Origin of the sequence: Paenibacillus tundrae, assembly GCF_030812775.1 — a bacterium.
GTDB classification, from domain to species: Bacteria; Bacillota; Bacilli; order Paenibacillales; family Paenibacillaceae; genus Paenibacillus; species Paenibacillus tundrae_A.
Genome location: NZ_JAUSTI010000011.1, coordinates 1 through 24,933, shown reverse-complemented (window position 1 = coordinate 24,933; position 24,933 = coordinate 1). Strand labels below are relative to the sequence as shown.

The window sequence follows — 24,933 nt, the reverse complement described above, 5'->3', positions numbered from 1 at the left end:
CTCACCCCAATCTACTGTACTCGTCTGTTAAAAGACTGCTCAAGACGTTCGAGCTTGCCAGCCAAGCTGCCGTCATAGATCGTATCGCCAATGGCGACTTTCAATCCGCCCAGCAGAGTCGGATCAACAAAATTCTCGATACGAATCTTTTTATTCACACGGCCACCGAATTCACGAGCAACCGCTTCTTTTTCCTCATCATTCAATGCATAAGTTGAGTATACACGCGCATCAGCGATCCCGAGCGACTCGCCCTGAATCTTCCGATAATCATTCAGCAAATCTTCCAGCAATTCAACGCGTCCGCGTTCAATCAACAGTAAGACTGTGCGAAGGACAGACTCGGATACCTTGCCATCAAGACTTGAGTGAAGCACGTTCCGTTTAGCTTCATCAGAGATATTAGGAGATACGATAAACTTCTGGATATCGGAATCACCAGTCAATGCACTGACAACGGCGCGCAGCTCTTGTTCAACCTCAAGCACCTGTTGTTGCTGAAGAGCCACTTCGAACAATGCTTTCGCATAACGTTTGGCAACAATCGTATCGCGGCTCATTGTCGGCCTCCTACCTCATTGAGGTATTGGTTCACAAGCTCTTCTTGTGCAGGACCGTTCTCAACTTCTTTTTTAATCAATTTGGATGCAATCTGAACGGAAGCGGTACCCAGTTCGCTGCGAAGCGCTGCGACTGCTTTGTTCTTCTCGCTCTCGATTTCGCGTACTGCATCGTCTTTCAGACGATTAGCTTCCGCTTTGGCATCAGCCAAAATCGATTCAGCTTGTTTGCCACCCGTTTGTTTGGATTGTTCAATGATGTCGTAAGCATCTTTGCGTGCTTGCTCAAGAGCTTGTTTTTGCTCCTCCACATAGGCGATCGCCTGTTCACGAGTCTGAGCAGCCTCATTCATCTGCGACAGCACGAGTTCACGACGTTTTTCCATAATGGAGAACAATGGACCAAAAGCATAACGGCTAAGCAGCCAATATAAGATTGCGAATGCAACAATCGCAAGAAGCGTATTTTCCCATATGAAACTCAATCTGTTCACTCCTTCCTGGAGGTATCCTTAAAACGTTCATCCGCAAGTAACGGACATTACCTAAAAAGAAGGCGCGGACGGCTGTGGCCTTCCCCGCCAAACCTTTATCAATTTAATTAAGCCATACCGTAGAACATGAACGCGAGTACCACACCGATGATCGGCAATACCTCGATCAAACCTACACCGATAAACATAGTTGTTTGAAGAGTGGATTTAGCTTCCGGTTGACGGGCAATACCTTCCACCGTTTTGCTGATTACCATACCGTTACCAATACCTGCGCCAAATGCGCCCAGTCCTGCAACAATTGCTGCTGCGATTAATGCCATTGCTCCCATTTGTATATCCTCCTTAAAATGTTAAATCGAATTTTTTATTGTTCAGCCTGATGAAGAAATCTTCGAAGGCTTGAAACTTAATGTTCCTCGTGCGTCTCAATGCTTTGTGAAATGTACACCATCATTAGGATAACAAATACAAATGCTTGGATCGCGCCGATAAAGATACTAAAACCTTGCCACACCATCAATAGCGGAATCGCTGCAATGGCACCAAACACTTTAAATGTGGTCAGCTTCAGAATCGTTGTGATCAGCACCTCACCCGCGAAGATATTCGCGAATAGACGCATACCGTGTGTCAACAGCTTCGATGCCGTCTCGATCAAGTTGATCGGTAAGAACAAGGCAAATGGCTGAAGGTAATGCTTGAGATATCCTCTAGTGTTCCGGAATAATCCGAGACCATGAGATACTAGGAACGCTACCAAAGCTAGTCCCATCGTTACAGACAAGTCGGCTGTTGGTGATTTCCACCAAGCCAGTTCGACGTGCGGATGAGCTTCAGGATCTTTGGCATGCGCTTCTTCAAACGCTTCCACGGCAGTTACAATCGGCTTACCAAACACCTGCGCGTGTTCTGCACTGTCCACTGCGGTTACTGCTTGGAACGGAAGTCCGAGCATGTTTCCCACAAAAATGAACATAATCATGGAAAGAGCGAGAGAGATAAAATGTTTACCTTTCTTCATATCCATTGTACTGGAAATCAGATTGCGGACGAATTCTACTGCCCACTCCATAAAATTTTGCAGCTTGCCGGGGTTTTCAACGGATAGTCTTCGTGTGGCTAGTACAGCGAAAATAAAAACAAGGGCACCTGTAACTACTAGCATCAGCACAACCGATAGATCCAGTCGAAATCCGCCAAGCATAATAATTGGAGCTTCATGCATATTTTTCTCACCCCTTTCTCGACTTGAAAGCTGCAGCACCTAACATCATTCTGCTCTGCGGGAATAGACAATCCCTATAATCAGTAAGGAAAATTGTGCAATAACCAGACCGCCTGCAACCGCATATGTATTGAAGTATTGCGGAAAGCGCATCGATAAAAATATACCGAGCACAGCGAGCGCCGCTCTTGTCAAAAATCCTAGGTTCACACGCTTCAAGTTACCTTCTGCCGCATCATCAGACATTTTCCTTACTTTGTAGCCTAGGTAAAATGCATTGATCCAGCTAATTACCGTACCCAGAGCCAATCCCAAAGCAATTGTCTCCACACGTGGCATGAAGGCCGCTGCGAGAAAACAAATCATAAGAAAGTACATGATGAAAACAGTCATCATTCTGCGGTATCTGGTTAGTTCACTCATCACTTTCCCCCATGAATTTTTTCGCGATAAAGTAGATGCTTACCCCGCCTGCTGCCAGAAAAAAGAGAACGCTTACGGCGATCCATATTCCGTTACCTCCAATGGTCTTGTCCAACCAGGAGCCAGCGTAATATCCGACTACAGCGAGTATGGCAATCTCGATCCCAAAAGCTGTCACGAGTCCCATTGCTTTCCACACATTATCGTCATGGTTACGGGATGAATTTGGTTTGTTCGAATCGGCCATTTTCCACGCCACCCTTGCAATCCCAGTTAATTTTACTGAATGATGAGAGCCTTTGTCAATTGAATGATTTTAGCGTTTTAAAGGGTAAAACGACAGGTAAACAGGCCCTCAAGAGCCCATAAACCCGCGTAAACCGTACAGTTTAACTGTATGCTATGCCCTTAATAAATCCGCTAGAAAATTTGAATTATTTTTTGAACTTTCTGTGAAATGGTTCCGGACGTTCGCTATTTACACCAAAATGGTGCAAAATCGCATTGACAATTCTTTCCGAAGCATGTCCATCTCCATATGGATTGGCTGCTTGACTCATGCTTGCATACAACGTTTCGTCTGTAAGCAACGCTTTTGTCCGTTCATACACACGTTCTTCATCGGTACCTACAAGCTCAAGCGTTCCAGCTTCGATTCCTTCTGGGCGCTCTGTCGTGTCACGCAGAACAAGAACAGGCACACCGAACGAAGGCGCTTCTTCCTGCAAACCGCCTGAATCGGTCAAAATCAAGTGTGTATGCGGGTAAAAATTATGCAAATCCACTACGTCTAGTGGATCAATTAGTTGAATCCGTGGGTGATTCCCCAAAATCGCGTGAGCCGGCTCCTTCACAGCAGGACTTGGATGTACCGGGTACACGATGGCGATATCTTCGAACTCATCGGCAATTCGTTTGACTGCCTGGAAAATGTTACGGTGAGGCTCGCCTTGAGATTCACGACGATGAGCTGTCAGCAGCACAAGGCGTTTGCCTTCTGCCCATTCAAGTACCGGATGTTTGTAGCCCTCCTGTACTGTATATTGAAACACATCTGTAACCGTGTTGCCTGTGACGTACGTACTAGACTCAGGTTTATTTTCTTTGGCAAGATTATCGAAGGACCTATCTGTTGGCGCAAAGTGTAAATCAGCCAGTACGCCTGTCAATTGACGATTCATCTCTTCTGGATATGGAGACAGCTTGTTCCACGTCCGAAGCCCTGCCTCGACATGCCCTACCTGGATCTGTTGCAAGAATGCAGCATAGCTGGCTACAAATGTAGTCAGTGTATCTCCGTGAACGAGCACAATGTCTGGTTTCGCTTCACGTAGTACAGGCTCCAGCCCTCCAAGGACACGAATCGTGATTTCATTTAATGTCTGACGATCCTTCATCACATCCAGATCATAATCCGGATGGATGTCGAATACTTCAAGTACCTGATCCAACATCTGTCGATGTTGCGCAGTTACGCAAACAATAGATTCGATAGACTCGGGATGTTTCTGCAACTCCAAAATAAGCGGAGCCATCTTGATTGCTTCTGGACGCACCCCGAAGATCGTCATCACTTTAATTTTTTTAGACATTCGTGCAAAGCCCCTTTTCTATAAGTTCCGAACCTCTACAAGTATGTCGATTGCTTATTTAGTGCCGTATAGACGGTCTCCTGCATCTCCAAGTCCTGGAACGATGTAACCATGATCATCCAGACGATCGTCAAGCGCAGCTACATAGATATCTACATCTGGGTGAGCATCTTGCACGGCTTTTACGCCTTCTGGAGCGGCTACGAGGTTCATCATTTTGATCTGTGAGCATCCGCGTTTTTTGAGCACGTCAATTGCCGCGATTGCCGAACCACCCGTTGCGAGCATCGGATCAATCACGATCAATTGGCGCTCTGTTACGTCCGTAGGCAGCTTGGTATAATATTCAACAGGTTGAAGTGTTTCCGGGTCACGGAACAGACCAACATGTCCTACTTTTGCCGCTGGCAACAATTTAACAACGCCGTCCAGCATTCCAAGTCCTGCACGCAGAATTGGCACCAGTCCGAGCATACGTCCAGAAATCACTTTACCTTGTGTCGCTGCTACAGGAGTCTGTACATCAATCGTCTCCAGTTCAACATCTCTTGTGATTTCATAAGCCATCAACGTCGCTACTTCATCCACTAATTCACGAAAATCTTTCGTATTCGTACGCATGTCGCGTATAAACGTCAGTTTGTGTTGGATCAAAGGGTGATCACATATTACTAATTTTCCCATCTAATTTGTCCCTCCGGTAAGTTCATCATGTTACAGCATTTCCAAATATGCCTAATCATCATTCATAGGCTCGATAAATCCTGTATATTATATCATCACCCACACCGAATTACACCATTAAAGGGCACCTAATCATTACAGAATACCGAATACTACAAAAACAGGACCGGAAACATGGTGTCTTCCGGTCCTTTTGACTCTTGCTGTTATGTCGTTGAGATCGTTCAAAAGCATGTAAACATTAATGAAGCTCCACAAACCGAATGACCTTCCGATCGCTGTTATCGCCAGATTTCTATCATTCCATTTAATAAATTGTTGAAATATGGCGATAAAGGCGAGCGCTACGCTTCTTCAGGTTCTTTCGGTTTGCTCCGTCTGTATGTTTACATTAAATCAGGAACACTCAAATACAAACAGCGCGAGCAACGTTTTTTAGTATTTAAGGTCAGTGTAGAGCGGGAATTGATCTGTCAGTGCCGTAACTTCTGCACGAGCTTGATCAAGTGTTGCTGTATCTTTAGGGTTTTTAAGTGTTTTAGCAATGATCTTACCGATGGAAACCATAGCTTCTTCGTTCATGCCACGGGAAGTTGCCGCAGGAGTACCAATACGGATACCACTAGTGATGAATGGGCTTGTTGGGTCAAATGGAATTGCATTTTTGTTAACCGTAATTCCGATGGAATCAAGTACGTGCTCAGCTTCTTTACCTGTGATGTTGACACTGCGTGTATCGATCAACATCAAGTGGTTATCTGTACCACCGGATACAATGTTCAAGCCTTCAGAGATCAACGTTTCAGCCAGAACCTGTGCATTTTTCACCACATTTTGCGCGTACTCTTTGAATGATGGTTGCAATGCTTCACCCAATGCTACCGCTTTGGAAGCAATAACGTGCATCAATGGTCCACCTTGGGAACCAGGGAATACCGCTTTATCAATCGCAGCAGCCCAAGCTTTGGTACACAGGATCATACCACCGCGTGGTCCACGCAATGTTTTGTGTGTTGTCGTTGTTACGAAATGTGCATGTGGAACTGGGCTTGGATGCAAACCAGCAGCAACCAATCCAGCGATGTGTGCCATGTCTACCATGAACAATGCACCTACATCATTTGCAATGGAAGCCAACTTTTCGAAATCAATAGTACGTGGATATGCACTTGCCCCTGCCACGATCATACGAGGACGGTGTTTGAACGCTGCTTTGCGAACTTCATCATAATCGATCAGGAATGTATCTTCTTGTACGCCATATGCTACGAAGTTGTAGAGTAAACCAGATGCGTTTACTGGGCTACCATGCGTAAGGTGACCACCATGTGCGAGGTTCATACCCAATACTGTATCGCCAGGCTTAAGCGCTGCAAGGTAAACGGCCATGTTCGCTTGTGCACCAGAGTGTGGTTGAACGTTAACATGCTCTGCTCCAAACAATTCTTTAGCGCGATCACGTGCGATATCTTCCACGATATCTACGTGCTCACAACCACCATAGTAACGTTTACCTGGATATCCTTCAGCATATTTGTTCGTCAGAACGGAACCAAGCGCTTCAATAACCGCTTCGCTTACAATGTTCTCAGATGCAATCAACTCAATGTTGTTTTGCTGACGTTTCAACTCCAGATTCATCGCTTCCAATACCGCCGGGTCATTCTTACGCAATTGTTCCATGATTAAATTCCTCCTAATATAAGTGAAGTTATAAAGTGAAATTATGTTTACACGTAAACGAAGAGTGCAACACCAATCTGGAGAAGCAGAGCGTTCGCGTTTATCACCAGATTTCCCCTTTGTAAAAGGGATTTAAAGAAATCTGGGGATAACAGCGATCGAAAGATGGTGATGCAATCGAAGTCAGAAGTGTAACCCCATTGTTTCACTTTATACGTTAGTCACAAAATGTCGAATCAGGCTGTTCTTCCATACGATACACTGCACGTTCCCCACCAATCAACTTCGGACGTGTCAACGCTGTCGTTACGCGGGCATCTCCGATGTACCGAAGCGATGTACGGAAAGGAACCGCCACATGCCGCAAATGCATACCAATCATCGTCTCTCCGATATCCAGTCCTGCATGTGCTTGCACATGTTCTGCCAGACAAGGATCGGTAAGTGATCGATAAGCTGCAGATGCCATTGAACCACCCGCTGTAGGTACAGGTACCGCACCTACTTCAGTCAATCCCAGACGGACTAACACAGAACGCTCCATTACCAGCGCACGATTCAAATGCTCACAGCATTGAAAGACGGATTCAAAACCGAATTCCTGCTGAACCTCACGAATACCCGTAAGAAGTTGCTGTGCCACTTCAATCGCACCACTCGTACCAATCCGTTTACCTGCCACTTCACTAGTGCTCGTACCAATGACAACGATATGCCCTGGACCAAGTTTCCCTGCAGTGGCCAGTTCACGCAAAATGGATGCGGTCTGTTCCTGCAATCCGGGTTGTTCCGAATCTAACTCAATAGTCATCCTATCGCCTCCCGATATCATCATGCCCGGCTTCCAAATGTCAGCCCTTCGTATTCCAACATGGCATTTCAGGTACTATTATAGCGAATAAACAGATGAAAGACGAAAAAAAGAGCAGTCTGCGGGTATCGCAGAATTGCTCTTTTGCCCAGGCGACCGGCCGTTTGTTCCGGTGCTCCATTGTGGTTGTGCCCACTTCGTCGCCAGTTACACCGGATCCCTGTTTTCCCCTTCATCATAAAACAACCTGCGTTTAAAATCAACGGGTAATTTACATCCCATGTCTGTTTTTAGATGACATTTCAAGTACATGAGGCATGTCTATTCATAATATAAAGGTTCAACCTTGGATGGCCAAGCTGCACTTTATTCGTATGTTCAAACTGTACACCGATCTCAGCTCCCGAGATTTACACTATGGATACGTTGTTTAAACTACCCCTGTGTACTTTGCTTTATTCCAACTTGTCCAAAAGCCGATCAAGCGCGGTTCGAATCTCAGCAGCAGTCACGTTGTAGTCATCTCGATTGCCGCCAAACGGATCGGAGATGTCGAAGCTTGGAATTCGTTGTCGAATCTCAATGACACGTTCCCGCTCTGTTGCTAATATTTCTTGACCAAGTGCACGCTTCATCTCCAATGTCGCAAACAAGCTATCTAGTTCCTGCAGGTCATTCATCACTTGCTCGTCATCTTCCACGTATTCTTTGAGGGTATAGGTTTTGTGGACGGAGTCTGGGAAAACTTGCAGCACATGCTGCTTATGACTGCGAGTCAGTGTAAGTATCAGATCAGCCCAACCAACAAGCCCTGCACTCAGTTGTGTGGAGTGTGGTGGCCCTTCTACACGATGATCCTTCAGTACCGCTTCGGCATGACGCGAAATCGGCATTCCCTGTGTGGCGGCAACACCCGCTGAACGCACCTCGACTTGAATGCCACGTTCCGAAGCAAACTTACGTAAAAGCCCCTCTGCCATGGGGCTGCGGCACGTATTCCCTGTACATACAAACAAAATATGTTTCATTGTGGTAGCCTCCCCATTTTATATATGCTATCAAATGTATACATCATAGTTTAAGAAATTGAATTAAGATTGCAACAGCATTAGTTGCTTTAAGTGCGTTTTCAAAAAAAAGGGATTAATCAAAAGCGGACTTTCTTCAAAATCTCTTTCCTACGATTATACTCACACCAGAACGATATACAACTGTCTGCTCAGAACCAGCCAGTCTAGTCCAATGCAATTACTGAAAACGTCGATTACAGCTCAAAAAATAAACAATAATCCAAAGGCGAGCAGAATCGCTCCACCTACAGCTTCACCATAATCCCCCAGGTTATGACTCACCCGTCGTCCAAGCAACAGACCCATCATCGACATCAAGCCTCCGCACACGCCAAAAGCAAGCACAGTCAAGATCAAATCACTACTGAACATCCCTAGAGAAACCCCTACGGAAAATGAATCTATGCTGACACTAAGTGAAAATAAAGTCACACCCAGCAGTGAGCGGTGATTCACCAGCTTCGTCTCTCCTTCACGGAAGGCATTCAGAATCATATGCGCACCCAAAAGAACAAGCAAACCACCTGCTGCATACGTCGTAATGTCACCAAGCAATGAGCTGACATACTTACCCGTGTACATACCGATCAGTGGCATGATGATATGGAACAGGGCGGTGATTGTACTGATCCGCAGTACATCCCGTAGACGAATGCCTTTCATCCCCATCCCGATTCCCAGCGAGAAGGCGTCGAAACCAAGAGCCACAGCCATAATCAAAATGGTTACTAACTGCCCTACATGAGCAGATATATCCCACATTCCCATACCCCCATCACGTAAAGGTTCTTGTACACGATATGCGGACAAGAACCTAAACATGACCAGAGGATATGATTGAACATCTGGACCACAGATATTTTGAATGCTGTGAGACAGTTTAGTAGTCCAGACACCCTGGCTTGACCCTTTATTTAGCGAGTTCTACTCGCCTTGATATAAGGGAAACACTAGGCGACTGGACATGTATATGTTGCGGGCTAACCGACCTGGATAAGTCGGTGACCCGCCGCTTTGAGCAGCCGATTCATGACGGCTGCACCTAATCCTTCGCGTGAGCAGGCTTCAGCCACAATATACGTGGCGCCTTGCTCATCGCAGCTCCGCAGCGCGGCGTATAGCCGGCGCGCTGCTTCTTCCAGCTCGCTGGCATCGCCCAGCGAGAATACGGCATCGGCGCGGTACTGCTCCGCGTGCTCGGCGAACGCCAGCACCGCGGTGCGCTCTCCGCGCTGCGCCGCCTCTGCGAGCGCGGCGCTAACCCAGGCCGCCACCGCTGCGGGCGGCCCATCCACCACGCACAGCGCACCTTCGGGCGCATAGTGCGTATACTTCATGCCCGGCGAGCGCGGCGCCGGGCTGGCTTCGCCAGCGGACCCCTCGGCGAGGATCGCCGGGTCCGTGGCAACACGGGCGGCCACAGCGGACAATTGTTCCGCTGTGATGCCGCCAGGGCGCAGGATGGTGACAGTACCGTCGTCACCGACCTGCACGACCGTGGACTCGACGCCCACCCCGGTGGGGCCGCCGTCCACGATGCCGCCGATGCGGCCAGCCAAGTCCTCGCGCACATGTGCTGCGAGGGTTGGGCTTGGTCGCCCGGAGCGGTTAGCGCTCGGCGCAGCCACAGGGCATGCCGCCGCGGCAATCAACTGCAAGGCCACAGGGTGATCCGGCATGCGCACAGCCACCGTGTCCAGCCCGGCGGTGACCCGTGGAGATACCGCCCCCGGTCTAACCGGCAACACCAGCGTCAGTGGCCCCGGCCAGAAGGCCGTCATCAGCGCTTCGGCCGTAGCATTCACTTCGGTGACCAATGCATCCAACTGGTCTCGGTGCGCGATATGCACGATCAGCGGATTATCCGATGGGCGACCTTTAGCTGCAAACACAGCTTCTACCGCTGCTGTGCTTCGGGCATCTGCCCCTAAACCATAGACCGTCTCAGTCGGGAAGGCTACAGTTTGACCTTGACGAATGCAGTCAGCGGCAGCCTGCAAGTCAGCGAGCGCCTGTTCATAGGTGCTCTCCCTTTTTATATCAGACTCATCATTTGATGTAGTTGCCTGCACAGACCCGCGTCCAACAGACAAGTTCTCCTGTTGCCCATGCTCCACTTGATTGCCACCAGCGTTGCCATTATGCATGTCCGTCCCAGCGGTACGAAGCAGCACATGAACATCCCACATACGAGTAACCATCTCATTCACCGATCCCTGCGCCTGTATACGTAAACCCGATTCGCCTTCCATACCTTGAAGGGATGCTTGCTGGTCGAGTCCATTTGTATGCAACTCACCTTGAACCTTCGCCGCCGAAGGCACCTCATGGCTCTCCGACTGTCCATTACGCCCCATCTGCTCACGATCTAACGGTGTATGTTCATTCTGCTGCAATTTATTCTGTTTGTCCTCTTGCTCATTTCTCATATATCCATCATTCCTAAGCTTCAATTAAGGTAGTAAACATTTAGGTGTATCTTACATCTAACTTAAGAGCATCTTTCGCCGTCTTCTCGCTCCTACTGGATCACTTTCTCTAGACGTACCCTAGTACGCTCGCGAAAATATCTTTACCATGAACAAAAATTAAGCATTACCTGCGCCTGCGGAGTTGTAAGACATGCCTTTGACGCTTGATTAAACGACGTCCGTATTTGATTTTGGTTTTGAATACCTACAATTATAACATATCTCTTTGTGCCAAAGATGAAACTCCGAACCCCCACCATTCACAACAGAGTCCCTTCAACAAAGGGCAACTCCATGTACTGAAGTCGCCCTAACGCCATATCAATCTATTCCCTTTCTGATTAAGCAAACAATCCCGTTACCCAGCCACAAAATTTCACAACCATATCCCAGAGGAAGAAGCGTGTTTCCGGTGTCCCCACTTGTACAGACGCCTCCACATCTCCCGCAGAAGCAGATGCCGTATCTGTATTCGTCTTCGTAACTGCATCTCCTGTACCCGCATCAATGAAGCATAATGGAGGAAACAATACACACCACCAGTTCTGACCATTACCTCCTCCCAGTGTTATACGCACTGCTTCGTATTCTCCAGCCGGATATACAGTACCTCCATATAGTTTGGTCGGAAAAGGCACTACTCCCAGCTCCACCTGGTAGTCATAATCCAGTCCACGACTGGCAAGCTCCTCTCCAACTCGCGCTTCAATCTCAGACAAATGCTGACGAATAACCCCACGGGCTTCATCCAGGTCTTGAGGATTCGCCAGCTCCGTCACCCATTGATCCATCTGGGCAACCACCGCATCACGAATCTCGCGTTTCACCAACTGATCTCCAGCCGAGTCTGAATTAGCTAGAATACGCAGCCGTATTGATTGTTCTGGGATTGCTGTAGCAGCTACAGCCGCATCCGTTTTCTGACCTTCCCACATCATAATAATCATCATAAGACATACCAGAATAAGTCCAATTTGTTTCACAATTCGTCTACTCATGCCCTTCTCCCCCTTGGCTCCAGTGATCATGATTTTATAAGTGCTCTCGCTATCAACTCTCACTATAACTCTCTCATGTCTATCAGTATGCCCAGAGGAAGTAGAGTTAAACCTATTAAACTCCATACCTCTCATTTTTTTCTCCTACATATGCTAGGATGTGTCTCAAACCAAATCAATTATGTCGAGTGATTTGAAGTAAAACGTTTGAAATAAAACGAATGAGGCAACGAGCAGGATTCACAGATTGTAAAAAATAAATGATGATCGTGGGGCAAGTAAGAGACATGTTGTGTTCCACCTACTCACCAGTGTGTTCGTCCGAATGAAATAATCTTCTGTTTCATGCCATTCACTGGATCGCCGGCAACGATGTAGCAAGATGAAATGTACCAGAGGAATGTTAGAGCAGGCTTAAAGTTGGATTTTTAGAGTGGGTTTTGGAGAGGTTTTAGAACGAGCTTTGGAGTGAGTTTAGAGCAGATGAAGGTTAATTTTGAACGGAGCCGTAAAACGTTATTCATAAACGAACCTCTAACGAACCTCTTTCCATACAACTTCGGTTTTAACGAATCTGAGAAACCTTATTTGGTCTTATCACGGTAAATGGAATTGGTAACGAACCTGAGAAACGTTATATTACGAAATACCGTTGAATAGGTCTAAATTTTATACCCCAAAGGCGTATTAGCGTGTCCACGATTCGTTAGCATTTCCTGAGTGCCATTTTCCCGCCAATAAGGCCAACTGAGTTCGTTAGAGAAAACACATGATCAACTGTCGTGACTTCACATCTCACGCTCACTTGGGGGCATCTTCCACTGCCCACGTCTTTTCGCGCTCGCTGTGTCACTTTCTCTTGACGATCCGGTATATCTGCGAAAAACGTCCTTGCTTGAATCGAAAAATTCAAGCTCTGCTTTCCTTCAAAAAGTTCCAGACACACTCAGACCAAAAAGAGCCGACCCCACCTTTAATGGTGATAACCGACCCTAATTTAAATGCCGCTATAACGAAGTGGGAAACATACTCGGAAGGCGGGGCACCTTTACACGATCATTCACCCCTTTCCTTTCCAGCTTTATGTCCACAACCTGTTTATAGCCATGCCTACGTTTATGCCTGTGATCCTGTTTATGCCTATGCTCTCATTTATGACTACTTTATATCTGCACTCCCGTCTAAACCCACGCTCGGGATTACATCCCTACTTGATCCTGTTCCTTTTCCTTGTTCTTGTTCTTGATTTTGTTCAGCACATCCAGCCCACTCACCCAACTCCATACTCTTGCTGGCAAACTCGGCGGCTGCTCCTCTGACACGATAACATCTTCATCCTCAGGGCCATACAGTTTGATGCTCATGGCAATCGCGATGCAGGCCATATTGATAAGCAGTGACGTTCCCCCGTAGCTAATAAACGGCAGAGTAATACCTGTGAGCGGCATCAACCCCAGAAAAGCACCAATATTCTCAAATACCTGATACAGCAACATCCCTATAATTCCAATAATAATCACTGGTCCGGCTCGGTCTTTACATTCCAGTGCAATAAGCACCATCCGATGGATCAAGACGAAGTAAAGCAATAACAGCACTGCACCGCCCACAAAGCCAAACTCTTCAGCAATCACGACGAAAATAGAATCCGAATACGTATAAGGCACACGCCCACTTTGCACCGATGTGCCTTGCAAGTACCCTTTCCCAATGATGCCACCTGATCCTATAGCAAGACCCGCATTTTTGGTATGCCAGGTTGCTTTAGCAGTGGCTTTCTCTGGTACTAGCCAAGGATCGATCCGTTCTGCCCAATGCTCTCGATCCACCTTCTCTAGAAAAGTGAAAATCTCTTCGTGATACGTGACATACGATTTAACGAAGCCAAAAAAAGCCAAACCAATAATGGCAATACCAATCAAGGCATGTTTCAGCTTAATATTACCGATCCAGAGCACCGCTGCCAAAATAACAACATACCCCAAGGCATTCCCCAAGTCATTCTGTATCATAACAAGTGCAAAGGGAATAAAGGTCCAGCACCCAATCGGCACGATGTCTCTCCAAAAACCAAGCTCTCTTCCTTTTCGCTTCATAAGCAGGTGGGCGAGAAATAGAATTAAGATCATTTTAAACAGTTCCGCAGGCTGAAATGAGAACGTATCTCCCAGCTTCAGCCAGCCATTGGCATTGTTGACCGATCCACCCACGAAATTGGCGAGGAGAAGCAAAATATTTCCGATGATATATAAATAGAAAGCATATTTTACAAGGAGCTTATAATTAATAAGCCCCATTCCAATCACGACAATGAATCCGGCAATATAAAATTGTAAGGTTTTGATATGATGGTTGCTCAATGTAGAATCGGTCTGCGTCCCGCTATATACGGCAGCTATGCTTATTCCCATAAGCAATAGCAGTACAAATAGTATGATTCCATCCATCTTTTTCAACATTCTCAGCATGTGCTCACTCTTCCCCCTAAGATGCTCTTGCCAATCTCTCCTCCCTTTATTGTATAGAATTGGAATGAAAAATGGAAATCCTTACACTTACGGATAAGCTGAAGGCACCCCTTTCTAGACAACCGATACCACAAAACCAATGCCGGAACAAAAAAACCTGAAAACCTTAGATCCAAGTTGCTCGAATCTATGGCTTTCAGGTTTGATATCTTACACATTTTACACATCTTAAAACAAAATCAGGATTGTTCTTGCTGTGACGGTTTGCGTTTAAACAATTTCATGATCAGTTCCGTAATGCTAAGTTGCTCTGACGAGCCCAGGATATCTTCGTTCTCTTCCGTGTGTACCTTGATACTCATGACAACCCCCATACTCAGCATGTTGAGTACAAGAGAGGTACCCCCGAAACTGATAAACGGCAGCGTAATCCCCGTCAGTGGCATCAGACCAATAAACGGACCAATGTTAACAAAAATCTGATAGAGTAACATCGATATGATACCAACAATCAGATACGGCCCGGCTCGATCCTTACATTCCAGCGCGATCAACACCAGCCGATGAATCAGAATAAAGTAGAGCAGTAGCAGCACCGAGGCACCTACAAAACCGAACTCTTCCCCGATCTGAACAAAAATGGAATCGGCATACGCCAGCGGTACCCGGTTGGATTGAATCGTTGTCCCTTCCAAATATCCTTTACCACTAATGCCTCCAGAGCCAATCGCCAGCTTAGCGTTATACGTCTGCCATAGAACATCTCGGGAAGTCTGATCTGGCACAAGCCAAGGATCGAAACGATCTGCCCAGTGGGCACGGCCGATGTCCTGAAGGAATTTGGTGATCTGATCGTGATAGTGAACGTATGCCTGCGTACCCGCAATAAAAGCAGCAACAGCGATGATAAAACCAATCAAGGCGTGGCTGAATTTCACATTACCAATCCACAGCAATCCTACAAGAATCACGACGTAACTAAGGGCATTCCCCAAGTCATTTTGCAACAAAACGAGTAATAGCGGCGGCAACGCGCACAGTGAAATCGGAATGACATCTCGTCCGAATAACAGCGGTCTGTTCTTCTTTCGTGACAGCAAGGCAGACAAAAAGACAATTAAACACAGCTTAAATAGCTCTGCCGGTTGCAAACTTAGACCGAAGATGGACAACCAGCCCTGTGCTCCGTAATAAGTCACACCAAAAAAGTTAACGATAACGAGCAGCAGTAGACCGCCACCGTAAATGTATAAATAGTTTTTGATAATCACTTTATAGTTAATCATAGACATTCCGAAGAATACGATGAACCCTATAATATAGAATATCCCAGCCCGCTGGGGATAGGATTCCCACCTCGGACGACCAAACGTGGTGCTATAAATGGATAAAATACTGATAACCATCAAGATAACTAATATGAATACGATGTTGTAGTCAATTTTTTTGAATTTATGCAGCATGTAATTATGTTCCTCCAAGCATTCAGCAATCTTCGGTATATCTCATTGTAGAGGATTTCACGGCAAAAAGAAAACCTGCGGAATCTTACATTTATGTCACCTGTTCCGAAGTGCGAACACCTAGTACATGCCGCTCGATGCCTGCAAGGTCTGGCACGATGATAATCTCTGGCCAATGTCCGGCAGATTCAAGCAAGGCAGCAATGTCACGAGCCTGGCCTTGCCCCAGTTCAAAACCAACAATCTGCGGCGGCGCTGGCAGGAGCGTAAGCTGCTCCAGCATCACCCGGTACGGCGCAAGCCCATCCGGGCCGCCGTCCAGGGCAGTGCGCGGCTCATGATCGCGCACCTCAGGCTGTAACCCGGCGATATCTGCCGCCGGGATATAGGGCGGGTTGGACACCAGGATGTCCACCCGTGCCCCAGCGAACGGAGCGAGCAGATCGCCTTCACGGAAGTCGATCTGTACGCCGTTCGCAGCCGCGTTCCGCGCGGCTACTTGCAGGGCAGCCGCCGAGATGTCCCCGGCGCCCACCTGCCACTGCGGGCGAAGCGTAGCCATCGTCACCGCGATGGCACCGCTGCCCGTGCCAATGTCGACGGCGTGCACTGCACCGCCGCCCGCAAACAGGCGATCGGCTTCGCGCAGCACAGCCTCGACCAACAGCTCGGTCTCCGGCCGCGGGATCAGCACGGCCGGCGTGACCTCGAACGGCAGCCCGTAGAACTCCTGGCTGCCGATAATGTATTGCGCCGGCTCACCCGCAGCCTTGCGCGTGACGGCGTCCTCCCAGCGGCTGCGAAACTCGCTTGGGAAAGGCTCCGGCTGCATCATATAGTACTGGGCGCCATAGACGCCAAGTACATGTTCCAGCAGCAGCCGGGCGTTATTGTGCGGCTCATACACGCCGCACTTCTCCAAAAAAGAGGAAGCCTCTACGAAGGCTTCCCGACAGCTCTGTCCCTGCGTCATCACAAACTGGGCGCGGGTCACAGATTATTCTCCTCTATCCATCATCTCAGTCTGCTGAGCAATCGTCAGTGCAGACAAGATATCTTCGATCTCTCCGTTCATAATCTGATCCAGCTTATGCATAGTCAGACCAATACGGTGATCCGTTACACGGCTTTGCGGGAAGTTGTACGTACGAATCCGTTCACTACGGTCACCTGTTCCCACTTTGCTCTTCCGTTCAACCGAGATCTTTGCTTCTTCTTCCATACGTTTCATATCGAAGATCCGTGTACGCAGAACCTGCAACGCTTTTTCTTTGTTGGAGTTCTGGGATTTACCATCCTGACACGTTGCAACAATACCCGTTGGCACGTGTGTTACACGTACAGCGGATTTCGTTGTATTAACCGATTGTCCACCCGCACCACTGGAACAGAACGTATCCACACGGATGTCTTTGTCATGAATTTCAATATCAAAATCTTCCGCTTCCGGCATAACCGCAACCGTTGATGTCGACGTATGAATACGTCCACCGGATTCTGTTGTTGGAATACGTTGAACACGGTGTGCACCGCTCTCGTATTTCATTTTGCTATAAGCGCCGCGGCCATTGATCATGAAGACAACCTCTTTAAAACCACCGAGATCGTTCGTGTTCACGTCCATCAGCTCAACACGCCAGCCTTGTGCATCTGCATAGCGTGTATACATCCGGTATAGATCCGCTGCAAACAATGCTGCTTCATCTCCACCAGCTGCTCCGCGAATCTCCACAATAACGTTTTTGTCGTCATTTGGATCTTTCGGCAACATAAGCACACGAATCAGTTCTTCCAATTCTTTCTGACGCGTGCTCAGCTCTTCAATTTCCATTTTGACCATTTCACGCATCTCATCATCTAACTTCTCGCCTTGCATTTCCTTCGCAGCTTCGAGATCTTCACTTACTTGCTTGTATTCATTGTACGCATCGTAAGTTGGTTGCAGATCGGATTGCTCCTTGGAATACTCACGCAGCTTCTTGTTATCGCTTGCTACATCCGGGTCACACAGCAGCTCGCTGAGCTTGTCGTAACGGTCGGCCAAAGCCTGTAATTTATCCAACATTATATCGTCACCTCACGTATTATTTTCATTCATGTCGTTTCTTGCATACCGGCATTCGTACTATTTATAATTCTCAGGCGCACTGGATTTCCTTGAAATCCCCTGACTTTAGCAATAATTAATATTCATATATGATCGACGTATAACATCGCTACAACGTCATCAAATCCTTTACTTTTAAAGTGATATAAATAAATCGCGTACCTTGCTACAAAACCCGCTTCAACTCATCGAGTTAAGTAACATTCTTAACCTAGGTATACGACTCTTAATTATAGCATATTCTTATGAATCTGAATAGCAACCATTCTGCTGCCGGATGAACTAAATTTTCCACTGTGTATGTCTGAACATCAATGCATATAACAAGCCTGTCTAAACGGAGTAGGAAAAACGCCGATGACCTTCATTAGGCAACCGGCGCTTCATATTCATACGTGTTCACATGCTTACTTTGGGATGGAAAGACCTCTATCGGCCTTTTGGCATCTGGCTCTCGTCCATATACAGCAAGTTCCAACGGTGACCATCCAGATCGGTAAAGCCTGCACCGTACATCCAGCCGTCGGTTTCACTGGGCTTACCAAAGACGCTGCCTCCGGCGCTCTCTACTTTTTGAATAAAGGTATCTACTTCATCCCGGCTCTCTGCACCGATAGAGAAAATCACTTCCGCACTATGGGAAGTATCTGCAACGTTGGAACCTGTAAATTTCTCAAACGCTGCATTCGGAAACAGCAAAATTGTCGTTTGACCTATAGTAAGTTTGGCTCTCTTGTGACCAACATTCACCGCATGGAATCCAATCTCATTGAAAAAGCGTGTAGACTCCTCAACATCTTTGACCGGCAGGTTAATCCAGATATCCTGTGACATGGTCGTAGCCTCCTATAAATTATGCACAATATACTCTATTTCTGACACCAGAAACGAGTTTTCTCCTAACTTTCTCTCTCCGAAACATAATCAGAAACTCCCCACTGTCCTTCGTTATACGTTAATATCATCTCCAGAGCAATCGCCCCTTCATTCGCACGATATTTACTGACCTCAAGCGTCATTTTATTTGGATCGTCTGACTGTTTGTACTTCTCGATGGTTAGGAGAATGCCTGTAAGCGTAGTTCCATCCTGCTCAGCGTATTTCTGCTCTAATAATTGTTCATGAGTATAGTTATAGATGGGAACATTATATTGTTGTTGTAGGTAGGATTCAATCACTTCTCGCTCAGAATCTTCCAGAGGAATCGCTTCGTTCAGCACCAGAGAAATGTACTCCATATTTGCATTAAGAGCCTTGTCTATCGATATCAATTTTTCTAGCGCAACACGGTAAGGTTCAATTCGCATATTCTGAGAGCTCTCGTCAGTCGTATCATTTGCGCAAGCCGATGTTAGGAAAACAAGTGCCACCACACTCAATGCAACAACATACAACCATTTTAATTTTGTTAAAATAACATTCTCTCCTTATGGTTATTGTAACGTTACTATCTGAACGTTATTCACCACATAAGAGTTGCAAATCCCGAGGAATTGTAATGGGCAATCAAGTATCGGAAACTGAAAAACATCCTTCATCTATTCATGAAACTAAGTCGTAGTATCTTCAGTAGCATACTTGTTTTGGTTATGAGCGACCTACAGAAGGTCGTCCTCTATTTGTTCGAGCACAACACTCCACCAACTCTCTTCATTCGAGACGCTCTGCGGGTCTTTCTCCGTATAGAACTGTCGGAGCTGGTGTAGAGCATTTTTTCTAACTGATTCAGAAGATGGTCGTGCTATAGGCTTAAGCTCACCTCGCCTGAAAGCTTCTAGTTTCGCCTGCACTTGTTCCAGCGTCATTATACTCGGCTCGGAACTTCTGGAATGATCATGAATGAACGTCATGTACTGATGTAAGAACTCCAGAAATAGGCTTAGATTGGTGTTAATGACGCTATATTCACCCGTCTGCCCATCCAGCCTGTAGAGTGTGCCGATCTTCGTTTCCAGACCCAATATGGTCGATGTGTCCTCCCACTCATACCCGATTGGGAACAACGTTACGAGTTCATCGGGCGTCCGAACCAGTCCTTGATCAGTGAGGGGTGTAAAATGAACGCCGAGCACATGCTTACCTGCCAAACGGAATTGCGGCAATCCCGAGTGCAGCAACAGTTCCTGAATCTCATTCGGTAATTGAGCAGCTTCGACTAGAGCTTTATCGTATCGAACATGGGTTAGCTGTTGTTCCATAGGCCACCTCCAGAACGTTCTTTCTTTTATTATATCCACCCCTTCTGGACAATCCAGTAAGTTCGAGTGTCTATCATCGTTAAAAAAAAGCCCTGCCACCTTCTTAAGAAGGTAACAGAGCCATTTTTAACAAACCTACGTGGGTAGGTTCAGTTTTTTAAAGTTTGATACGTGATTCAGAGGTTTATACGTTGAAACGGAAGTGCATAACATCGCCGTCATTAACAACATACTCTTTACCTTCCAGACGAAGCTGTCCGCGTTCTTTGGCACCATTCATGGAACCAGCCGCAACCAGATCCTCATAGGAAACAACCTCTGCACGGATGAATCCGCGCTCAAAGTCCGTATGGATTACACCAGCTGCGCCAGGCGCTTTGGTACCTTTACGGATTGTCCATGCACGAACTTCCTGTACCCCTGCTGTGAAGTACGTGTACAGTCCCAGCAATTTGTAAGCTGCTTTGATCAACAGGTTCAGACCGGAATCCTCGATGCCGAGTTCCTCCAGGAACATTTGTTTATCTTCGCCTTCCAGCTCGGAGATCTCTTCTTCAACCTTCGCACTGATTGGCACCACTTCTGCATTTTCAGCAGCAGCGAATTCTCTTACTTTTTGCACATAAGCATTGTTCGCTACATCGCCGATTTCGTCCTCAGCTACATTGGCTGCATACAGAACAGGCTTGAGGGTAAGCAAGTGCAGGTCGCGAACAATCAGACGCTCTTCATCCGTAAGCTCCATACTGCGTGCCGGCTTGTCTTCATACAGAACAGCCTTCACTTTCTCCAGTACTTCCACTTCTTGAGCAGCTGTTTTGTTACCGCCCTTCATGTTTTTCTTAGAACGGTCGATTTTTTTCTCGACACTCTCAATATCAGCCAGGATCAGCTCCAGATTAATCGTCTGGATATCGCTTACCGGATCAATTTTACCATCCACGTGTGTGATGTTCTCATCGACAAAGCAACGTACCACGTGTACAATTGCGTCTACTTCACGGATGTGTGCAAGGAACTTGTTACCAAGACCTTCACCTTTACTCGCACCACGAACCAGACCTGCGATATCTACGAATTCAAACGCCGTTGGTACTGTCTTTTTCGGTACAACGAGTTCTGTCAATTTGTCCAAACGCTCATCAGGTACTTCAACAATCCCTACGTTAGGGTCAATTGTACAGAACGGATAGTTAGCAGACTCCGCACCAGCTTGTGTAATTGCATTAAACAATGTAGATTTACCAACGTTAGGCAGACCCACGATTCCAGCTTTCAAAGCCATGTATATGACAACTCCTCATTCATTACTTGTTCGGTTCGAATAATCCTATTCATTATATATGACAACCCCCAGTGCATCAAGGAAGTTCGCTAATTCGATATGAACGGAATTATTTACGCAATTCCTTATACATTGTTAGATCTGTAACCTCATAGCCCATCTTCTTATACAAGTTGCTTGCACGACCATTATGTCCAAACACATGCAGACCGATTCGATCTACGCCCAGACCTATAGCAGCCTGTTCCAACGCCTTCATCGTTTCTGTACCATAACCCTTGCCCCGATGCGCTTCTTCAACCACGATATCCAGAAGAAACGCCTCTTTGCCTCGACGGTTATCCGTAATATTGAACCAGATGTAACCTACGTTCCCGTCTACCTCATGAACGAGGTTATACACATAAGCACCAGGGGTATTCAACCCTTCTGGTAAGTATTTGTCATACGATGCTTCGGCAAGTTGCTGTGCTTCTTCTGACGCCCACGTCCCTGCCTCTACCTTCTCTTGTGCAAAATCTTCAATGGAGCGAACGCGAAAACTCGCGAACTCTTGGTCACTCATAGGTACAAGTTTCATTCGATTCTCCTTCTTTCTACTTCATCGTAATCTCTGCTATAACTTCTATATCACAGCATACGTAGGTGTTCCAAAATTCACAAGCTGTTTATGTTAACTATGTAGGAATCTAATATAACTTTTACACAATGAACTGCGTTTAATACGATAACCATTTTCTAAAAGGAGAGAACATTGATGAACAAACGTCTCAGACGGTTCACGTCCAAATTTGTTATTCGCCTCGTTGTAGCTATGTTTGTTGGAGTAATCATATATCTCAGTTATCAAAATGCAATAGATCGATTCAAAGACTTCCGCATTACCATAGACAATCAGTCCACCTACGAACTTACTGGCATCCAAGCGGGGCTCATCGGGCCTGATAACACTGCAAACGTCAAGGACAAATCACTCTACATTCCGGGTCTAGATCTGCCCAGTGGGAAAAAGATTAAGTTCACTCCCCAGCTTAAGCTGTCCGGAGAGGAAAGTATATATCTAAAATTCAAGGACAGCCGCGGGAAAAATTACACTGAGACTGTCTGCGGCTATACCGAACACTTAACTGGTCACACCCGTGTAACGGTAACTAACGATACGATCTCTGTTAAAGAAGAATGCTCCTGAGCGAGTACGTACGTAGCATTCATCCAACGGATGAATAGCTTGTCCACACTGTACTTATGATGAAATTATAGGAAGAGCGACTCGCCAAGAGCTCAGCCACAGTCGATGGTTTACTTGATCGGCTTTTCTGTTTTGGCCTGGTTATATTCATTGATTAACTCATCCAGAATCATCGATTGCTTAATGACATCAGGATGCAGAAGATCTACATATTTCAGCTTTGTCTGATACAGCTTCTGCCTCGCTAGTTCAATCTGTCTAATCAAGTCACTTCGTTCCATATTCATCCTCCCCTGATGTGATATTCTAGAGCATTCTGCTATTTAGTGGGAAAGGATATATACTCCAACTTGATTTTAATTTTACACTCCGTTCTGCACCACCCCGTAAAACCTTACATTCTTATTTGTAAAAATCAACACAAAGAGGCGTTCCGTATAATCTAGCTTCCTCAATAAAGGAAGTCATCCACATAGGGAACACCTCATATTTCTGTTCTAGATACTAGCTTTCAAGGAATTAACTAGGGTGCGAGAATCGTTCACTAATCTTCTCCAAAAGAATTGCTGCTTTGGTGCTATTACCTTCCCCATTAGGAGAATCACGGAGTTCACCAAATAACCCAAGACAGTCCAGCATCGCGTCCTTATTCCCGTTATTCATAGCAAATTCCAAGCCCCGTTGAAGATATTCCATGCCTTTATCATAGTTTTTATTTGTTAAATAATATGTTCCTAGTCCAGCCAATAGGGATCCATACTGATCACTGGTATATTGTTCATTAATTTTCCCGATATGACTGACTTGCTCTCGGTACGTAAAATAAGAGTCATACTGTTCAAGGATGGAATGGATATTTATTTTAAATTGATTAGCTGCCGATACTATTGCGCATAAAGCAGGGAAAACTTCATTTTCTCTTTCTGAAATGTAGTTTAAATAGCTTGGCAGCACATCTGTCTTCCCAGACATTAACTGATACAAATAGTAGTTACCCTCAGCCCATTCCTCAAACTGACGGATGACTCGTATTTCTTCATCGCTCGGGTTTTTTACCCAACTATGATCCTTGTACAAAAGGATATACTCAAGTCCCTCTTCATATTCTTTGTTATTGAAACAAACTTCACCAAGCACCAAATAGGCGTATAGAACATAAAATATAACCTGCTTTTTAGTTCTAGTCTCTGTCTCCCTAGATATCTTCTTGAATTCGTACTGAATAGTTGCTTTTTTTCTCAATTGTTCAGCCAGGATCTCCACCTTATCCCATCTTCGTAATGAACCAAAAACATTAATTAAGTCATTTAACCCATCCAACTGATAGGGCTCGTCAAGACGATCTACAAACAATTCAAATTGATTAGCAAGTGATTGATTATTCTGCTGATCGTTTGAAAGTCCGATGGTGAATAGACGGTACTGACTCAGAGCCAATCGTTCCGAATGTTGCAATTTCTCACTCTCAGCTACACTGTGATAGAGAGGTCGAGCTGCCTCCAGCTTCTCTTCAGAAAACAACTGTTCAGCCAAGTCAAATAAATGAGGGGAATATGATAGATTATCCATTACTAGACTGAGCGTTTCTTTTATATTTTCAACTTTATTTAATTCAGCACAGCGGTACAGGAATGGGCCTAGTCTACGCCAGTCTGGATTTGCATTTGCGAAACTTTCAACTATGTATAGATCATAGAAGTGTCCCTCGTTTAAGCCCATACCCTCTGTCAGTCGATCCAACTGCTGCACACCTATAGGACGCTGTCCACTTAACGTGCTACTCAGCGTGCCTGAATTAATACCCGATAACTGTGAAAACTGATGAAGTGTCATATGTTTACTTTTTAAATAGTCCTCAAAATAATCACGAATCGTGGTATTTATCTTCAAGAGTACCTCACCTTTTCTCTTAAAACTTGGTCAACTTAATCTACAAATTATACATTATATTTACATTTCGAACCAATATTTGATGCCATACCTACAATATTTTTAATCTAGTTGAACTCTTTATTAGATATTATGTAGAACCACTTTTTAGATAAAGAGAGACTCACATAGGAAATGTTCTTGCCATTGTTTATAAAACAGGAATAACCCCATGCTATTTACTGGTCATACCCCTGTCAAGTAGACAGATGAAAAAAGCTATGCTGCCAGCGCGCATCGATATTCAATCGGTGCGCGCTGTTTGAGTTTCGCTTGAAAG

At 45.9% G+C, this 24,933-nt stretch carries 26 protein-coding genes and 1 riboswitch; of the genes, 1 reads left to right on the top strand and 25 read right to left on the bottom strand.

The window, feature by feature from the left end:
* Positions 1–11: 11 nt before the first annotated feature.
* From J2T19_RS19035 to J2T19_RS18925, 23 genes are all read right to left on the bottom strand, one after another.
* Entirely contained in the window at positions 12–560 is a 549-nt protein-coding gene (locus J2T19_RS19035) for a F0F1 ATP synthase subunit delta (protein ID WP_145051544.1), read from the bottom strand.
* Positions 557–1,045: a F0F1 ATP synthase subunit B gene (atpF, locus tag J2T19_RS19030; RefSeq protein WP_145051547.1), complete on the bottom strand. Its 489-nt coding sequence runs from the start codon at positions 1,043–1,045 to the stop codon at positions 557–559. Before atpF ends, J2T19_RS19035 begins: the two co-directional genes overlap by 4 nt.
* A 116-nt stretch (positions 1,046–1,161) precedes the next feature.
* The gene (gene atpE / locus J2T19_RS19025) at positions 1,162–1,386 is read right to left on the bottom strand and encodes a F0F1 ATP synthase subunit C (RefSeq protein WP_017691934.1); all 225 of its coding nucleotides are present in this window, start codon (positions 1,384–1,386) and stop codon (positions 1,162–1,164) included.
* 77 nt (positions 1,387–1,463) lie between these two features.
* Entirely contained in the window at positions 1,464–2,282 is an 819-nt protein-coding gene (atpB, locus tag J2T19_RS19020; RefSeq protein WP_307218470.1) for a F0F1 ATP synthase subunit A, read from the bottom strand.
* Positions 2,283–2,327: 45 nt separating this feature from the next.
* Positions 2,328–2,705 carry an ATP synthase subunit I gene (locus tag J2T19_RS19015; protein WP_145051550.1) on the bottom strand — a complete coding sequence of 126 codons (378 nt, stop codon included), beginning with the start codon at positions 2,703–2,705 and terminating at the stop codon, positions 2,328–2,330.
* Entirely contained in the window at positions 2,698–2,952 is a 255-nt protein-coding gene (locus J2T19_RS19010; protein WP_145051553.1) for an AtpZ/AtpI family protein, read from the bottom strand. Before J2T19_RS19010 ends, J2T19_RS19015 begins: the two co-directional genes overlap by 8 nt.
* A gap of 187 nt (positions 2,953–3,139) precedes the next feature.
* On the bottom strand, positions 3,140–4,297 hold the full coding sequence (gene wecB / locus J2T19_RS19005; protein ID WP_307218466.1) for a non-hydrolyzing UDP-N-acetylglucosamine 2-epimerase: 1,158 nt from the start codon (positions 4,295–4,297) through the stop codon (positions 3,140–3,142).
* Between the two features lie 54 nt (positions 4,298–4,351).
* Complete coding sequence (gene upp / locus J2T19_RS19000) at positions 4,352–4,981, bottom strand: uracil phosphoribosyltransferase (RefSeq protein WP_307218464.1); 630 nt, start codon at positions 4,979–4,981, stop codon at positions 4,352–4,354.
* A gap of 435 nt (positions 4,982–5,416) precedes the next feature.
* Positions 5,417–6,664 (bottom strand): serine hydroxymethyltransferase, encoded by a 1,248-nt coding sequence (gene glyA, locus J2T19_RS18995; protein ID WP_307218462.1) that lies wholly within the window; start codon positions 6,662–6,664, stop codon positions 5,417–5,419.
* A 217-nt stretch (positions 6,665–6,881) separates the two neighbouring features.
* Positions 6,882–7,475, bottom strand: a complete 594-nt coding sequence (locus J2T19_RS18990) for a TIGR01440 family protein (protein ID WP_307218460.1) — start codon at positions 7,473–7,475, stop codon at positions 6,882–6,884.
* 139 nt (positions 7,476–7,614) lie between these two features.
* A riboswitch (ZMP/ZTP riboswitch) is annotated at positions 7,615–7,696 on the bottom strand.
* A gap of 234 nt (positions 7,697–7,930) precedes the next feature.
* Positions 7,931–8,503 carry a low molecular weight protein arginine phosphatase gene (locus J2T19_RS18985; protein ID WP_307218458.1) on the bottom strand — a complete coding sequence of 191 codons (573 nt, stop codon included), beginning with the start codon at positions 8,501–8,503 and terminating at the stop codon, positions 7,931–7,933.
* A 243-nt stretch (positions 8,504–8,746) separates the two neighbouring features.
* Positions 8,747–9,307, bottom strand: a complete 561-nt coding sequence (locus tag J2T19_RS18980) for a manganese efflux pump MntP (RefSeq protein ID WP_145051569.1) — start codon at positions 9,305–9,307, stop codon at positions 8,747–8,749.
* Between the two features lie 218 nt (positions 9,308–9,525).
* Positions 9,526–10,797: an L-threonylcarbamoyladenylate synthase gene (locus tag J2T19_RS18975; RefSeq protein ID WP_370874904.1), complete on the bottom strand. Its 1,272-nt coding sequence runs from the start codon at positions 10,795–10,797 to the stop codon at positions 9,526–9,528.
* 560 nt (positions 10,798–11,357) lie between these two features.
* Positions 11,358–12,014, bottom strand: a complete 657-nt coding sequence (gene spoIIR / locus J2T19_RS18970; protein WP_307218455.1) for a stage II sporulation protein R — start codon at positions 12,012–12,014, stop codon at positions 11,358–11,360.
* A gap of 1,199 nt (positions 12,015–13,213) precedes the next feature.
* Complete coding sequence (locus tag J2T19_RS18965) at positions 13,214–14,482, bottom strand: FtsW/RodA/SpoVE family cell cycle protein (protein WP_307218453.1); 1,269 nt, start codon at positions 14,480–14,482, stop codon at positions 13,214–13,216.
* Between the two features lie 239 nt (positions 14,483–14,721).
* A complete protein-coding gene (locus tag J2T19_RS18960; protein ID WP_307218451.1) occupies positions 14,722–15,945 on the bottom strand; it encodes an FtsW/RodA/SpoVE family cell cycle protein in 1,224 nt (407 codons plus the stop codon).
* A 91-nt stretch (positions 15,946–16,036) separates the two neighbouring features.
* Positions 16,037–16,918, bottom strand: a complete 882-nt coding sequence (gene prmC / locus J2T19_RS18955; RefSeq protein ID WP_307218666.1) for a peptide chain release factor N(5)-glutamine methyltransferase — start codon at positions 16,916–16,918, stop codon at positions 16,037–16,039.
* Positions 16,919–16,942: 24 nt separating this feature from the next.
* Entirely contained in the window at positions 16,943–18,010 is a 1,068-nt protein-coding gene (gene prfA / locus J2T19_RS18950) for a peptide chain release factor 1 (RefSeq protein ID WP_145406985.1), read from the bottom strand.
* A 471-nt stretch (positions 18,011–18,481) separates the two neighbouring features.
* The gene (locus J2T19_RS18945) at positions 18,482–18,886 is read right to left on the bottom strand and encodes a VOC family protein (protein ID WP_307218449.1); all 405 of its coding nucleotides are present in this window, start codon (positions 18,884–18,886) and stop codon (positions 18,482–18,484) included.
* A 65-nt stretch (positions 18,887–18,951) separates the two neighbouring features.
* Positions 18,952–19,359, bottom strand: coding sequence for a hypothetical protein (locus tag J2T19_RS18940; protein ID WP_307218447.1), 408 nt, complete (start codon positions 19,357–19,359; stop codon positions 18,952–18,954).
* A gap of 291 nt (positions 19,360–19,650) precedes the next feature.
* Positions 19,651–20,250 carry an SUKH-4 family immunity protein gene (locus J2T19_RS18935; protein ID WP_307218445.1) on the bottom strand — a complete coding sequence of 200 codons (600 nt, stop codon included), beginning with the start codon at positions 20,248–20,250 and terminating at the stop codon, positions 19,651–19,653.
* A 184-nt stretch (positions 20,251–20,434) separates the two neighbouring features.
* Positions 20,435–21,535, bottom strand: a complete 1,101-nt coding sequence (gene ychF, locus J2T19_RS18930) for a redox-regulated ATPase YchF (protein ID WP_056702168.1) — start codon at positions 21,533–21,535, stop codon at positions 20,435–20,437.
* Between the two features lie 109 nt (positions 21,536–21,644).
* Positions 21,645–22,115 carry a GNAT family N-acetyltransferase gene (locus J2T19_RS18925; RefSeq protein WP_307218442.1) on the bottom strand — a complete coding sequence of 157 codons (471 nt, stop codon included), beginning with the start codon at positions 22,113–22,115 and terminating at the stop codon, positions 21,645–21,647.
* A gap of 177 nt (positions 22,116–22,292) precedes the next feature.
* Between J2T19_RS18925 and J2T19_RS18920 the strand changes: the two genes are divergently transcribed.
* A complete protein-coding gene (locus J2T19_RS18920) occupies positions 22,293–22,724 on the top strand; it encodes a hypothetical protein (protein ID WP_307218440.1) in 432 nt (143 codons plus the stop codon).
* A 110-nt stretch (positions 22,725–22,834) separates the two neighbouring features.
* Here J2T19_RS18920 and J2T19_RS18915 read toward each other — a convergent pair whose 3' ends face one another.
* On the bottom strand, positions 22,835–23,005 hold the full coding sequence (locus tag J2T19_RS18915; RefSeq protein WP_082560566.1) for an aspartyl-phosphate phosphatase Spo0E family protein: 171 nt from the start codon (positions 23,003–23,005) through the stop codon (positions 22,835–22,837).
* Positions 23,006–23,243: 238 nt separating this feature from the next.
* The gene (locus tag J2T19_RS18910) at positions 23,244–24,614 is read right to left on the bottom strand and encodes a transcriptional regulator (protein ID WP_307218437.1); all 1,371 of its coding nucleotides are present in this window, start codon (positions 24,612–24,614) and stop codon (positions 23,244–23,246) included.
* Positions 24,615–24,933 lie beyond the last annotated feature (319 nt).

Bases quoted from the DNA above. Each gene is read 5' to 3' on its own strand.
- J2T19_RS19010 (WP_145051553.1), bottom strand. From the start codon at position 2,952: ATGGCCGATTCGAACAAACCAAATTCATCCCGTAACCATGACGATAAT.
- atpB (WP_307218470.1), bottom strand. From the start codon at position 2,282: ATGCATGAAGCTCCAATTATTATGCTTGGCGGATTTCGACTGGATCTA.
- J2T19_RS18985 (WP_307218458.1), bottom strand. From the start codon at position 8,503: ATGAAACATATTTTGTTTGTATGTACAGGGAATACGTGCCGCAGCCCC.
- J2T19_RS18980 (WP_145051569.1), bottom strand. From the start codon at position 9,307: ATGTGGGATATATCTGCTCATGTAGGGCAGTTAGTAACCATTTTGATT.
- ychF (WP_056702168.1), bottom strand. From the start codon at position 21,535: ATGGCTTTGAAAGCTGGAATCGTGGGTCTGCCTAACGTTGGTAAATCT.
- J2T19_RS18935 (WP_307218445.1), bottom strand. From the start codon at position 20,250: ATGGAACAACAGCTAACCCATGTTCGATACGATAAAGCTCTAGTCGAA.
- prfA (WP_145406985.1), bottom strand. From the start codon at position 18,010: ATGTTGGATAAATTACAGGCTTTGGCCGACCGTTACGACAAGCTCAGC.
- J2T19_RS18960 (WP_307218451.1), bottom strand. From the start codon at position 15,945: ATGCTGCATAAATTCAAAAAAATTGACTACAACATCGTATTCATATTA.
- J2T19_RS18990 (WP_307218460.1), bottom strand. From the start codon at position 7,475: ATGACTATTGAGTTAGATTCGGAACAACCCGGATTGCAGGAACAGACC.
- J2T19_RS19035 (WP_145051544.1), bottom strand. From the start codon at position 560: ATGAGCCGCGATACGATTGTTGCCAAACGTTATGCGAAAGCATTGTTC.
- upp (WP_307218464.1), bottom strand. From the start codon at position 4,981: ATGGGAAAATTAGTAATATGTGATCACCCTTTGATCCAACACAAACTG.
- glyA (WP_307218462.1), bottom strand. From the start codon at position 6,664: ATGGAACAATTGCGTAAGAATGACCCGGCGGTATTGGAAGCGATGAAT.
- J2T19_RS18920 (WP_307218440.1), top strand. From the start codon at position 22,293: ATGAACAAACGTCTCAGACGGTTCACGTCCAAATTTGTTATTCGCCTC.
- spoIIR (WP_307218455.1), bottom strand. From the start codon at position 12,014: ATGAGTAGACGAATTGTGAAACAAATTGGACTTATTCTGGTATGTCTT.
- J2T19_RS18915 (WP_082560566.1), bottom strand. From the start codon at position 23,005: ATGGAACGAAGTGACTTGATTAGACAGATTGAACTAGCGAGGCAGAAG.
- J2T19_RS18925 (WP_307218442.1), bottom strand. From the start codon at position 22,115: ATGAAACTTGTACCTATGAGTGACCAAGAGTTCGCGAGTTTTCGCGTT.
- prmC (WP_307218666.1), bottom strand. From the start codon at position 16,918: ATGACGCAGGGACAGAGCTGTCGGGAAGCCTTCGTAGAGGCTTCCTCT.
- atpE (WP_017691934.1), bottom strand. From the start codon at position 1,386: ATGGGAGCAATGGCATTAATCGCAGCAGCAATTGTTGCAGGACTGGGC.
- J2T19_RS18945 (WP_307218449.1), bottom strand. From the start codon at position 18,886: ATGTCACAGGATATCTGGATTAACCTGCCGGTCAAAGATGTTGAGGAG.
- J2T19_RS19015 (WP_145051550.1), bottom strand. From the start codon at position 2,705: ATGAGTGAACTAACCAGATACCGCAGAATGATGACTGTTTTCATCATG.
- wecB (WP_307218466.1), bottom strand. From the start codon at position 4,297: ATGTCTAAAAAAATTAAAGTGATGACGATCTTCGGGGTGCGTCCAGAA.
- J2T19_RS18975 (WP_370874904.1), bottom strand. From the start codon at position 10,797: ATGGAAGGCGAATCGGGTTTACGTATACAGGCGCAGGGATCGGTGAAT.
- J2T19_RS18965 (WP_307218453.1), bottom strand. From the start codon at position 14,482: ATGCTGAGAATGTTGAAAAAGATGGATGGAATCATACTATTTGTACTG.
- J2T19_RS18940 (WP_307218447.1), bottom strand. From the start codon at position 19,359: ATGCGAATTGAACCTTACCGTGTTGCGCTAGAAAAATTGATATCGATA.